12 protein-coding genes are annotated in these 12,085 nt (G+C 51.2%); all 12 read right to left on the bottom strand.

The genetic code is table 11. The annotated features are described in order from the left end of the window. Positions 1–5: 5 nt before the first annotated feature. The 12 genes from patD to GC128_RS06120 all read right to left on the bottom strand — a co-directional run bounded on the left by patD (position 6) and on the right by GC128_RS06120 (position 11,923). Entirely contained in the window at positions 6–1,430 is a 1,425-nt protein-coding gene (gene patD / locus GC128_RS06065; protein ID WP_151993551.1) for an aminobutyraldehyde dehydrogenase, read from the bottom strand. A gap of 19 nt (positions 1,431–1,449) precedes the next feature. After that, positions 1,450–2,256 (bottom strand): ABC transporter permease, encoded by an 807-nt coding sequence (locus tag GC128_RS06070; RefSeq protein WP_151993552.1) that lies wholly within the window; start codon positions 2,254–2,256, stop codon positions 1,450–1,452. Further along, complete coding sequence (locus tag GC128_RS06075) at positions 2,246–3,184, bottom strand: ABC transporter permease (protein WP_370640065.1); 939 nt, start codon at positions 3,182–3,184, stop codon at positions 2,246–2,248. Before GC128_RS06075 ends, GC128_RS06070 begins: the two co-directional genes overlap by 11 nt. Before the next feature lie 7 nt (positions 3,185–3,191). After that, a complete protein-coding gene (locus GC128_RS06080) occupies positions 3,192–4,217 on the bottom strand; it encodes an ABC transporter ATP-binding protein (protein WP_151993554.1) in 1,026 nt (341 codons plus the stop codon). Positions 4,218–4,230: 13 nt separating this feature from the next. Further along, complete coding sequence (ydcS, locus tag GC128_RS06085) at positions 4,231–5,376, bottom strand: putative ABC transporter substrate-binding protein YdcS (protein WP_151993555.1); 1,146 nt, start codon at positions 5,374–5,376, stop codon at positions 4,231–4,233. Positions 5,377–5,714: 338 nt separating this feature from the next. Beyond that, a complete protein-coding gene (benD, locus tag GC128_RS06090) occupies positions 5,715–6,488 on the bottom strand; it encodes a benzoate diol dehydrogenase BenD (RefSeq protein WP_151993556.1) in 774 nt (257 codons plus the stop codon). A gap of 9 nt (positions 6,489–6,497) precedes the next feature. Continuing rightward, positions 6,498–7,526: a benzoate 1,2-dioxygenase electron transfer component BenC gene (benC, locus tag GC128_RS06095; protein ID WP_151993557.1), complete on the bottom strand. Its 1,029-nt coding sequence runs from the start codon at positions 7,524–7,526 to the stop codon at positions 6,498–6,500. A gap of 14 nt (positions 7,527–7,540) precedes the next feature. Further along, a complete protein-coding gene (benB, locus tag GC128_RS06100) occupies positions 7,541–8,029 on the bottom strand; it encodes a benzoate 1,2-dioxygenase small subunit (protein ID WP_151993558.1) in 489 nt (162 codons plus the stop codon). Next, positions 8,026–9,411: a Rieske 2Fe-2S domain-containing protein gene (locus GC128_RS06105; RefSeq protein ID WP_151993559.1), complete on the bottom strand. Its 1,386-nt coding sequence runs from the start codon at positions 9,409–9,411 to the stop codon at positions 8,026–8,028. The genes benB and GC128_RS06105 overlap by 4 nt, the downstream gene beginning before the upstream one ends. 88 nt (positions 9,412–9,499) lie before the next feature. Then, a complete protein-coding gene (gene catA / locus GC128_RS06110) occupies positions 9,500–10,426 on the bottom strand; it encodes a catechol 1,2-dioxygenase (RefSeq protein ID WP_151993560.1) in 927 nt (308 codons plus the stop codon). A gap of 77 nt (positions 10,427–10,503) precedes the next feature. Continuing rightward, positions 10,504–10,794, bottom strand: coding sequence for a muconolactone Delta-isomerase (gene catC, locus GC128_RS06115; RefSeq protein WP_151993561.1), 291 nt, complete (start codon positions 10,792–10,794; stop codon positions 10,504–10,506). A gap of 10 nt (positions 10,795–10,804) precedes the next feature. Beyond that, a complete protein-coding gene (locus GC128_RS06120) occupies positions 10,805–11,923 on the bottom strand; it encodes a muconate cycloisomerase family protein (RefSeq protein ID WP_151993562.1) in 1,119 nt (372 codons plus the stop codon). Positions 11,924–12,085: the final 162 nt, after the last annotated feature.

Genomic DNA, 12,085 nt, shown 5'->3' on the forward strand with positions numbered 1-12,085 from the left:
TAACGCTAGTGCTTAATCATCACGTGGCGAATAACGGTGTAATCCTCAAGCCCAAACAGCGACATATCCTTGCCGTAACCTGAGAGTTTTTGCCCACCGTGCGGCATTTCGCTTACCAGCATGAAATGGGTATTCACCCATGTACAACCGTACTGCAAACGAGCACTCAGGCGATGTGCGCGACCGACATCTTTTGTCCAGACTGATGAAGCCAATCCATAACTTGAGTCGTTAGCCCAACCCAGAACCTGCTCCTCATCATCAAAGCTCGTGATGCTGACCACCGGGCCGAACACCTCTTTTTGTACGATGTCATCTTCCTGCTTCGCACCCGCAAGTAGCGTTGGCTGGAAGTAATATCCCGGCCCTTCTACTTTCGCCCCGCCCGTCACCACTTTGACGTGTGCCAGCGCTTTAGCGGCATTCACCGCAAGGCTTACGCGCTCGAGGTGAGCGGCGGAACTCAGCGGGCCAAGTTCTGTAGACTCATCGTCTGGCGCACCATATTTCAGGCTGCTGACCGCTTCCCCTAGTTTTTCCACCAGTTTGTCGTAAATACCCTTCTGGGCGTAAATTCGGCACGCGGCAGTACAGTCTTGCCCGGCGTTGTAATATCCGAATGTGCGTACACCTTCGACGACGGCATCTAAATCCGCATCATCAAAGACAATCACCGGCGCTTTACCTCCCAGTTCCATATGGGTGCGCTTAATCGAAGGTGCGGTGTGGCTGATGATGTGTTCGCCTGTGGCAATTGAGCCGGTTAAGGAGACCATGCGTACTTTCGGGTGACCGGTCAGCACATCCCCCACAGTTTGCCCGCGTCCGAACAACACGTTCAATACGCCAGCCGGGAAAATATCTTTTGCCAATTCAGCGAGTTTGAAAGCAGTAAGCGGTGTAATTTCGGAAGGCTTGATCACTACACAGTTACCCGCGGCGAGTGCCGGGCCGAGTTTCCAGGCCGCCATCATTAGTGGATAGTTCCAGGGTGCAATAGATGCCACCACGCCCACAGGGTCACGGCGAATCATCGATGTATGACCACTGAGATACTCCCCCGCCGCCAAACCATTCAAACAGCGGCTTGCGCCCGCAAAGAAGCGGAATACATCCACCACAGCCGGGATCTCATCATTCAATACACAATGATAGGGTTTGCCGCAGTTTTGCGATTCCAGACGGGCAAATACTTCGCCATTTTTCTCGATAACATCTGCCAGTTTTAGTAGATGTTCCGAACGCTCTTTTGGCGTGGTTTGCCCCCAGGTAGCAAAAGCAATATCTGCAGCCCGTACCGCATCGTTTACCTGATCCGCGCTGGCTTCCGCAATCTCAAGCAGCACTTCCCCAGTCGCCGGATTGTATACCGGCAATTTTTCCCCAAGGCCTTGCACTAACTGGCCGTTTATTAATAGCTGGCTTTGCATAGTGATACCCTTTTCAACATTATTTACCGCTGCCCGCGACTTCATCTCCACCACGGCTCAGCCAGTACGCCCCTAAAATCGGAATGGTTGTCATCAACATCACCATTAGCGCCACCACATTCGTGACCGGAACTTCGCGCGGACGCCCTAATTGGTTGAGGAGCCACAGCGGCAATGTGCGTTCATGTCCGGCGGTAAAGGTAGTGACGATAATTTCATCAAACGACAGCGCAAACGCCAACATCCCTCCAGCGAGTAATGCCGACCCTAAATTAGGCAAAATGACATAGCGGAAGGTCTGCCAGCCGTCGGCACCAAGATCCATCGACGCCTCAATCAAACTGTAAGAGGTACGACGAAAACGAGCGATGACGTTGTTAAACACAATAACGACGCAAAACGTTGCGTGCCCAACCACGATGGTGAAAAAGCCCGGATCAAAATTCATCATCTTGAAGGCGGTTAACAGCGCAAGGCCCGTGATAATTCCCGGCAAAGCAATCGGTAACAGCAACAATAACGAGATGGCATTTTTGCCGAAGAATTCACGCCGCCACAGTGCAGCGGCAGCCAGTGTGCCAAGGATCAAAGCAAGTATAGTTGCCAGTGCAGCAATTTTAAGTGACAACGTCACAGCGTCAAGAATGTCACTGCGCGATGCCGCCACGCTGAACCAGTGCAACGTCAGTCCTTTTGGTGGGAAGCTAAATGCCGCCTCTTCGGTGTTAAACGCATAAAGAGCGATTATCACCAACGGGAAATGCAGGAAGATAACCCCACCCCAGGCGGCAATTTTTAGCAGTAATGGTGCGCGTTCAGAGTGCATCGAAGGCCCCCAGTCGTTTCACCAGTGAAAGATAAATAGCGATTAATACAATCGGTACAAGAGTAAACGCAGCCGCCATTGGCATATTGCCTATCGCGCCTTGCTGGGAATAGACCATATTGCCGATGAAATACCCCGGCGGCCCCACCAACTGCGGCACAATAAAATCACCCAGCGTAAGCGAAAACGTAAACACTGAACCTGCGGCCACACCAGGAATTGCCAGCGGTAAAATCACATGGCGGAAGGTTTGCGACGGGCGTGCGCCTAAATCTGCCGATGCCTGTAATAATGACGGTGGCAAACGCTCAAGAGCGGCCTGAATCGGCAAAATCATGAACGGCAACCAGATGTAGAGGAACACCAGGAAGCGCCCAAAACCGGATGTGGATAGCGTATTACCGCCCACAGCTGGAATGGTCAGCATCAGGTTTAATAGTGGTTCCAGTCCCATATGGTTAAGGAACCATTGCGCTACGCCATCACGGGAAAGTAACAGCGTCCAGGCGTAAGCCTTAACAATGTAACTGGCCCACATTGGCAGCATCACGGCGATATAGAAAAACGCTTTCAGCTTGCCGGTGGTATAACGCGCCATAAAGTACGCCATCGGAAACGCCAGCACGGCGCTTGCAAGCGTGACCGCAATCGCCATCGTCAGGGTGCGCAGAATAATGTCGTAGTTAGCCGGGTTAAACAGCGCCGCGATATTGGCAAAGGTCAGGTCAGGCGTGACCGACATGGTGAAATCATCGAAGGTGTAAAACCCCTGCCACAGTAGCGTGAGTAACGAACCAAGATAAATAACACCGAACCATAACAGCGGTGGCAGGAGCAGTAAGGCCAACCAGAATCCTGGACGCTGCCACAAAAATGTGGCGATGCGCCGCATCAGGCGGTTGTCAGGATGCGATGTGGGGAGACTCATATCCATTTCATCCTTCCCCCAACAGCGGGACCATCGCCGCACGAGGCCAGACTGCGGTGACCTGCTGGCCAATTTGATAGCGCTCTTCGCTGATAATCCGCTGTGGGTTCGCTTCACTGACCAGCAGTTTTTCGCCGTCGGCAAGGCGCAGTTCGAGTCGCGTCGCCGCCCCTTGATAATGGATCTCCTGAATCATGCCGCTAACGCTGATTCCACCGCTCTGGCCAGAATGATCGTTGAGCACAATATGCTCAGGGCGTAGAGAAAATAGCCCCTCCTCACCACACACTTTCCCCGCAAGGGCCGGTTGTAACACGTTTGATGTACCGACAAAACTGGCCACAAATGCGGTGCGCGGCTGCATATACAATTGGCGTGGCGTATCCACTTGCTCGATGCGCCCGTTATTGAACACCGCCACGCGGTCGGACATCGACAGCGCTTCGCTTTGGTCGTGGGTGACGAAAATAAAGGTGATGCCCAATTCACGCTGGAGTTTCTTCAGCTCGCCCTGCATCTGCTCACGCAGTTTAAGATCCAGTGCCCCCAGCGGCTCATCAAGTAACAACACTCGCGGACGATTCACTAACGCTCGTGCCAGTGCCACACGCTGACGCTGGCCACCGGAAAGCTGCGACGGTTTACGGGCATGAACAAAGCCGAGCGCCACGCGTTCCAGTGCTTCCTGAGCTTTGGCAAGTCGCGTCTTTTTATCAACGCCTTTCACCATCAGTCCATAAGCGACGTTTTCCAGTACCGTCATATGGGGGAATAAGGCGTAATCCTGGAAAACGGTGTTCACATCGCGTTGATAAGGCGGCACGTCTTGTGCCGGTTTGCCAAAAATAGCTATCTCCCCAGAAGTCACCTGTTCAAAACCGGCTATCAGCCTTAAACAGGTGGTTTTGCCCGAGCCGGAAGGCCCGAGCATCGAGAAAAACTCCCCGTCATCGATATCAATCGAGACGTTATCCACGGCCCGCACGTCACCGTACAGGCGCGAAACGTTTCTGAACTGCACAGCGTACGACATAACGCCTCCAGGCTTAGCGGCCGCCCATAATGGCGATATAATCCTGGGTCCAGCGACTGTACGGCACGAATTTACCGCCTTCGGCGACCGGAGTTTTCCAGAACACAATCTTATCGAAGTAGTTGTAGCCGTTGGTTTCACAGCCTTTGTCACCCAGAAGCGTACTGGCTTTACAGCCTTCCGCTACCGCAGGCAGTGAGCCAAACCAGGCCGCCACGTCCCCCTGGACTTTCGCTTTTAGCGAGTGGTCCATCCATTTGTAGGCGCAGTTCATATGTTTCGCATCAGCATGCAGCATGGTGGTATCTGCCCACCCGGTGACGCCCTCTTTCGGGAATACGGTGGCAATCGGCTGGCCTTCGCCTTTCAGGGCGTTAGCCTGATATGGCCAGGCGCTGGAAGCGACCACGCCTTCGTTTTTGAAGTCGCTCATCTGAACGGTGGTGTCATGCCAGTAACGGTGAATCAGACCATGCTGGTCACGCAGTACTTTTAACACTGCGGCATATTGTTCTTCGGTGAGCTGATAAGGGTCGATAATGCCCAGTTGTGGCTGTGTGGCTTTCACAAAAAGCGCGGCATCGGCGATGTAAATTGGCCCATCGTAGGCCTGCACACGCCCCTGGTTGGTTTTGCCATCCGGTAAATCTTGTTTGACGAACACCACGCTCCAGCTGTCAGGCGGTGTTGGGAAGGTTTTGGTGTTGTACATCAGCAGGTTCGGCCCCCACTGATACGGTGTGCCATAAACTTTATCGCCCACGTTAAACCAGGAGCCTTTCACCAGCCGTGGATCGACATTTTTCCAGTTTGGGATCAGTGCTGTATTAATCGGCTGCACGCGTTTGCCCATAATCAGGCGCAGCGAAGCATCGCCCGAGGCGGTGACCAGGTCATAACCACCCTTCGCCATTAAACTGACCATTTCGTCAGAGGTCGCGGCGGTTTTCACATTCACCTTACAACCGGTCTCTTTTTCAAAATCAGTAACCCAGTTGTACGCTTTGTCGGTATCACCTCGTTCGATATAACCCGGCCAGGCGATGATATCGAGCTGCCCTTCACCGGCACCTATTTTGTCTGGAAGCCCCGCCGCCTGTGCAGAAAGCACGGTCAAACAGAGGGTGGAAAGAGACCATATAGCCTGTTTTGTACGCATTGCTGCTACTCCTGTCTGAAAGGTAAAGGCGGCACGCTTAAACAATCAGTGCCGAAGTCCAAAAAAATCCCCGTACAAAAACAATAGTCTGCGTAAATATGGCAAGCACAGGACGGCAAGGAAATTTCACCAGGATGTGATAGACAGCGCAGTAAGGCGCATCACTGAAATTTTTCCCGCGGTAAGATAACTGGATGATTTTTAAAGTGTAGATAAGGTGTAAGCGAGGCGGCTAATCTGCGCTATCGATTTTCGCAATTATTGAAATTTCATATGGATGGCGGTGAAAGTGAGGCGTCCGACTGGGGCCGGATAACCGGCCTCTATTCTTTTTATCGCTAACCTAAATCACCACCGCCTACTGGCAAGATAGTTCCAGTGATATAGCTTGCCTCGTCACTTGCCAGAAATAAAATCGCATTAGCCTGCTCAGTAAGCGAGCCATAACGATGCATCAGACTGCTCTCTTTGGTTTGGTCTACTACCTGCTGATACCATTCTTGCTCCTGTGGACTTGGCTGCTCCTGGTTACGAGGAGTCAGGCGTGCAGGCGCCTCTGTGCCGCCCGGTGCCGTGGCATTGATACGGATGCCGCTTCCGGTATATTCCATCGCCAACGATTGTGTTAACGCATTTACCCCACCTTTGGCGGCGGAATATGGCACGCGGTTAACCCCACGTGTTGCCACAGAAGAAACATTCACAATCGCACCGCGTTGTTGGGTGAGCATGTAAGGTAAGACGGCGCGACATCCCCACAGCGTAGGAAATAACGAGCGTCGGATTTCAGCTTCAATTTGCTCAGCCTGATACTCAACAAAAGGACGAGCCCAAATTGTCCCGCCAACATTATTAACCAGCACGTCAATCACGCCGAAGTGCTGATGCGCTTCACTCATCGCCTTTTCAGTGCTCTGCCACTGTTCAAGATCGGCCTCAATGGCCAGCACTTCGCTACCTTGTTGACGCAAGTTTTGCGCAAGTTCGTGAACGTAGCGAGCGCGATCAATCAAAACCAGTCGCGCGCCCTCTTTAGCGGCTTGTTCAGCAACCTGGCGACCAATGCCCTGGGCCGCCCCGGTAATCACCATTACTTTGTTATGAAATCGCATTATGGCTCCTTAGGCTGCCGCGCTGTCCGTTGCATTCTGGCTGGGAGTGAATTTTTCGTAATGAAAATTCGCTGGGGTTATTTGGCGCTCGCGGAAACTGCGTAAAACCGCATCAACCATCGGTGGTGGCCCGCACAGATACACATCCACCTCACCCTGGTTAAGCAACTCTTCACTGAAGTGATCGGTGACATAGCCTTTTTGTGGGCAGGCGGAAGCTTCATCGGTGACTACCGGCAGCCAGGTCAAATTTGGCAAGCGAGCCGCCAGTTCGTTAAGTACCTCGACCATCACTAGATCGGTATCTTTCGTCACACCATAAAGCAGCGTAATCGGCTGTTCGGCGGGAGTTTTCGCCAACTGTTTAAGCATGGCAAGAAACGGTGCCAGTCCCGTACCACCGGCCAACATCAAAATCGGGCGTAACGCCGGGCGCAGATAAAAACTACCCATTGGGCCTGTGAGCGTTAATACATCCCCTGCTTTCGCGTGCTGCGCAAGCCAGGTGCTCATCATGCCGCCAGGAACATTGCGAATCAGAAAACTTGCCTGCGAATCACCAGGTAGCGAACTAAACGAATAGGCGCGTACCTGTGTCCCACCAGGGATCTGGATATTGGCGTACTGCCCTGGCAAGAAATCGATGCCCTTATCAAGGCCGATGACCAGTTCTATTGCGCTGGATGTCAGTGGTTCACTGCGTATTACCGTCCCCTCGAAACTGCCGATGCCTGTTTTGCAGGCCGACGCTGATACTGGCACATCAATCACACAATCAGAGTCGGGTACCATCTGGCAAGTTAGTACCAGGCGTTGCTGTACTTCATCTTCGGTGAGCGCGTCCTCCAGAAAATCTTCACCGAGATTGTACTCTCCGCTCGCACAGTGGCACTTACAGGTGCCGCATACGCCATCAGAGCAATCCATCGGTAAATTCACTTTCTGGCGATAGGCCGCATCCAGCACCTTTTCACCCACATTGCAGGAAATAAAGCGTGTGACCCCATCTTCAAAGTTGAGGGCGATGTTAAAGCTCATGGCATTACCTCTTCTCAGACGTGATAGATGTCGATCACTTGACGGATGTAATCGTTATTCAGATGAATAGTTTTGCGGGTGATTTGCGGGCGACTTTCGCTCAAATCCAGGGTGCAGTATGTGGTGCCAAAGAAATAACCGCTCTGCTGATAGCGATGGCTATGTGTCACCCAGTTGTAGCGCACATCGACGCTGTTACCGCTTTGGCCGACAATGGCGATATTTGACAGCATATGCGTCGTTCTTGGCTCGGGCGTACTGGCCCCGGAACGCTCCGTTTTAATGCGATATACACGGTCTTCCAGACCCTGGCGGTTTGGGTAAAAAATTAGTGAAATTTGGCTATAAGGATCGGTAGTGAGTTGATCGTCATCGCCCCAGGCTGGCATCCAGTACACCACTTTCGGGCTATAGCAGCTAATCCATTCATCCCATTGACGATCGTCTAACAGACTCGCTTCATAATAGAGAAACTGGCTGATAGCGTTGATATCCAGACTCATGGCGTCACCTCCACACGTTGGGTAATGGAGGCGTCGTAACTGCGCTGCTCTTTTTCAATCGCCGCCAGCATGGTTTGCTGCCAGTGATGATGGTGCGCGATGTACAACGCTTCGTCTTCGGAACGTACGCCGCTCATTTGCGGCACAAACCCTGCTTTTTGGGCATGTTCATCAGGCCCATAAACCCAATGCTGCGCTCCACGGCTCAGGTCGCTCCATTCAAGATTTTGCCCGAGATATCCATTCTGGCAGGCACGGAACTCTTCCAAATCATCCGGCGTGCCCATACCGCTGACATTGAAGAAATCTTCGTACTGGCGAATGCGTGTGGCTCGTGTTTCAGAGGCTTCGCCTTTAGGTGCGAAGCAATAGATTGTGACTTCGGTTTTATCCACCGCCAGAGGGCGGATTACACGGATTTGAGTGGAGAACTGATCCATCAGATAAACATTGGGGTACAGGCATAGATTGCGCGTTTCATTCACCATTTGATCGGCACGCAACTCACCAAACTGGGTAGTCAAACGTTCACGCTCGGCAAATACCGGGCGTACCTGCGGGTTAAGTGCTCGCGTCCAGAGCAGCATGTGCCCATGTTCAAAACCGTAGCCACCGCCAATGCTTTTCGACCAGCCATTGGCATCCACCGCCTGAGTCCCCTCTTCTTCATAATTACGGCGCGACATAGTCGAGGCATAATTCCAGTGGACGACACTGACGTGATAACCATCGGCCCCATTCTCAGCACCCAGTTTCCAGTTACCCTCGTAAATGTAACTCGATGCACCTTGCAGAACTTCGAGCCCATCAGGTGCCTGATCCACTATCAGATCGATGATTTTTAGAGTTTCACCGAGATAATCATTAAGCGGCATAACATCTTCTGAAAGGCTGCCAAACAGGAACCCGCGATATGACTCAAAGCGCGGTAACTTTTTAAGATCGTGGGAACCGTGTTGCTTAAAGTTTTCTGGGTAGCCACCCACACTCTCGTCTTTAGCTTTTAGTAACTTACCGTTATTGCTAAACGTCCAACCGTGGAATGGGCAGGTGAACGAGCTTTTATTACCCGCTTTACGGCGGCATAACATGGCACCACGATGAGCACAGCTATTAATTAAACCGTGCAATTCATTCTTTTTATCACGTGTAATAATTATTGGCTGCCTACCAAGGGTTAACGTGAAATAATCACCTGGCTCAGGAATTTGGCTTTCGTGGGCCAGATAGACCCAACCTCCTTCAAATATATGTTTCATTTCGAGTTCAAATAGCTGCTCGTCAATAAAGATATTTCTGTTGTAGCGATAAATGTTATTTTCACGATCAACAATTAGCGCGTTACTGATTTTTTTCTTTAATAAATCCAGTTTATTTTGCATAGCTTAATCTCCCGTTGGGGATCTTTTATTTCGCGATGTAATATGTGGCCAGAGGTGAAAGCGGTGCCAGCTTGTGCTGGCACTCTTATTATTCTTTGGCGCGCAGGCGAGCGATACGGGACTCTTCTTCTGGTGAATGAGAAACGCAAAGCGTGAAGTCAAAATTCACTTCGGTATGCGGGCCATTTAAGCCACGCGTTTTAATAGTCTGCGTATCGGTCACTTCTACCGGATCGGCAATTAATCCGTCACGAGTTGCAAAGGCAAAATCATCCCACAGATATTTGTCACCACTGAGATTGATCTGGCTGGTGAGATGTTTATGGCCTGGCGCGGAAACAAAGAAATGAATATGTGCTGGGCGATTTCCGTGACGTCCTAAACCATTCAATAGGTGCTGTGTCGGGCCGTTCGGTGGGCAACCGTAGCCTGATGGCACAATACTTTGCACGCTGTAACGCCCATCACTACCAGTTTTAATGCGGCGGCGCAGGTTGTATTCGCTCTGACTTGAGTCGAAGAAGGAGTAGTTACCCAGCGTATTGGCGTGCCAGATATCAACAACAGCATTTGCCACCGGGTTGCCTTTCGTGTCACGCACAGTTCCGAACAGCCACATGGTTTTACCATTGTCCTTCCCGTCATCCATGCGATCATGGCCCTGAGAAAGTGGCGCGTTAGCAACATACAGGGGGCCTTCAATAGTACGTGGGGTGCCGGTTTCAATCTCGGCTGCTGCATCCAGAGCATCCTGGCGTAAATCCAGGTAGTGCTCAATGCCAAGGCCAGCGGCTAATAATGCCGCCTCTTTGCTGCCACCCAACTCGTGCAGATAATTAACTGCGTGCCAGAACTCTTCTTCTGTAACATTAAAATCATCAATCAATGCACAAATATTTTCTAACAGGCGATGAATAATATTCTTAAAACGCTCATCACCCTCCGCACTATTTAAACCGGCACTCTCTCTTAATAATGCTTGCACTTCAGGTTGGTTAATAAAGTTCTTTGTCATAATGATTGTCTCATTGCTTATTTGTAGGGAACCACACCCTAAAAAAGAGCATGGTTAAGATAGATTATTATTGTTATTTACTTATCGTCGTTACGAATTGATGATGGATGGCGACACAAAGCGTCCACTTGAATATCCATGTAAGGGTATAGCGGCAACCCCATTAATATTTCGTGCAGTTCATCAGCATCTTTGACATCAAAAATGCTGATATTTGAATACAGACCGGCAACGCGCCAAATATGTCGCCACTTACCTTCTTGCTGTAAAGCTTGCGAATAGGCCTTTTCTTTAGCTTTAACTTCTGTAGCTATTGCTTCCGGCATATCTAGTGGAATATTTACCGTCATTTCAACTTTAAATAACATGTCATTCACCTCAATCCTTGCGGCGATAATAGTTGAGTTTATCTTCATCAATTGTTACGCCAAGCCCTGGAGTTTGAGGCAATTCGACGGAACTATTGGCAAAATGCAGCGGGTTCTCAATAATGTCATCTTTCAGTAATAGTGGGCCGAACATTTCAGTCCCCCACTGCAACGGCAACGTTGACCAGGCATGTAAGGAGGCAACCGTACCGATAGTCCCTTCCAGCATCGTCCCGCCATACAAACCGACTCCCGCAGCCTGAGCCACATGGGCCAGCTGCAAAACACTTGCCGGACCACCTGATTTAGCAATTTTCAACGCGTATGCACCAATAAAACCACGGCGGGCAATATCAAACCCGTCATCGCTGCTGGCAACCGCTTCGTCGGCAAGGATAGCTGCCCGGCAGTGCTGGCTAAGATGTACCAGTGCTTCACGGTTTTGTGCCGCCACAGGCTGTTCAATCAGATCAATACCCATTGCATCAAGCTCAGCACAACCGCGCACGGCGGTGCTGGTATCCCACGCCTGGTTCACATCAACTCGAATGCTGGCTCGATCGCCAAGTGCGACCACAATGGCACGGGTATGTTGCATATCGGTGCGGAAATCTCGCGCACCAATTTTAAGTTTGAAGGCGTTATGCCGCCCTTCTTCCAGCAGCTTTTCACCTTCAGCAATGTCTTTGCTGGTGTCGCCACTGGCCAGCGTCCATAGCACCGGAAGTTTCGTGGTGAGTGCGCCACCCAGCAGCGAACTTACCGGTAGACCAAGCGCTTTTCCCTGAGCATCAAGCAGTGCGGTTTCAATAGCTGATTTAGCGAAGGTATTGCCACGCACACACTGGTTCATCAGCGCCACAAGGGCATTCACATTATCTGCTGCCTGCCCGATGAGCAGTGGCGCAAGGTAGGTATCAATTGCCGATTTAATAGCTTCCGGGCTTTCTACGCCGTAACTCAGGCCGCCAATGGTTGTCGCTTCGCCAATCCCGACAATACCGTCTGAGCGAGTCAGACGCAGGATAACCAAAGTCTGGCATCCCATGGTGGTCATGGAGAGTTTGTGTGGCCGGATGGTCGGCAGGTCAACAATCACGGTGTCGAGTTGTTCGATAGTGGCGCTCATATCTCTTCCCTTGGGCACTTTTAATCAAATAGTTATCACCCATCGGTTGCGGTTGAATAGCCCCTGCAAACTTAGCGGTGTTTTCTGACAATAGGAGTTCACTCGTCCTGGCGTCAACGGCGGTAATCGAATTTATGTGCGATTATCGACGCGTTTCGCTTA

Origin of the sequence: Buttiauxella massiliensis (assembly GCF_902500225.1) — a bacterium.
Lineage (GTDB): Bacteria > Pseudomonadota > Gammaproteobacteria > Enterobacterales > Enterobacteriaceae > Buttiauxella > Buttiauxella massiliensis.

What these genes read in the sequence shown, in the direction of transcription:
- patD (WP_151993551.1), bottom strand. Translation starts at nt 1,430, where the DNA reads ATGCAAAGCCAGCTATTAATAAACGGCCAGTTAGTGCAAGGCCTTGGG.
- GC128_RS06070 (WP_151993552.1), bottom strand. Translation starts at nt 2,256, where the DNA reads ATGCACTCTGAACGCGCACCATTACTGCTAAAAATTGCCGCCTGGGGT.
- GC128_RS06075 (WP_370640065.1), bottom strand. Translation starts at nt 3,184, where the DNA reads ATGAGTCTCCCCACATCGCATCCTGACAACCGCCTGATGCGGCGCATC.
- GC128_RS06080 (WP_151993554.1), bottom strand. Translation starts at nt 4,217, where the DNA reads ATGTCGTACGCTGTGCAGTTCAGAAACGTTTCGCGCCTGTACGGTGAC.
- ydcS (WP_151993555.1), bottom strand. Translation starts at nt 5,376, where the DNA reads ATGCGTACAAAACAGGCTATATGGTCTCTTTCCACCCTCTGTTTGACC.
- benD (WP_151993556.1), bottom strand. Translation starts at nt 6,488, where the DNA reads ATGCGATTTCATAACAAAGTAATGGTGATTACCGGGGCGGCCCAGGGC.
- benC (WP_151993557.1), bottom strand. Translation starts at nt 7,526, where the DNA reads ATGAGCTTTAACATCGCCCTCAACTTTGAAGATGGGGTCACACGCTTT.
- benB (WP_151993558.1), bottom strand. Translation starts at nt 8,029, where the DNA reads ATGAGTCTGGATATCAACGCTATCAGCCAGTTTCTCTATTATGAAGCG.
- GC128_RS06105 (WP_151993559.1), bottom strand. Translation starts at nt 9,411, where the DNA reads ATGCAAAATAAACTGGATTTATTAAAGAAAAAAATCAGTAACGCGCTA.
- catA (WP_151993560.1), bottom strand. Translation starts at nt 10,426, where the DNA reads ATGACAAAGAACTTTATTAACCAACCTGAAGTGCAAGCATTATTAAGA.
- catC (WP_151993561.1), bottom strand. Translation starts at nt 10,794, where the DNA reads ATGTTATTTAAAGTTGAAATGACGGTAAATATTCCACTAGATATGCCG.
- GC128_RS06120 (WP_151993562.1), bottom strand. Translation starts at nt 11,923, where the DNA reads ATGAGCGCCACTATCGAACAACTCGACACCGTGATTGTTGACCTGCCG.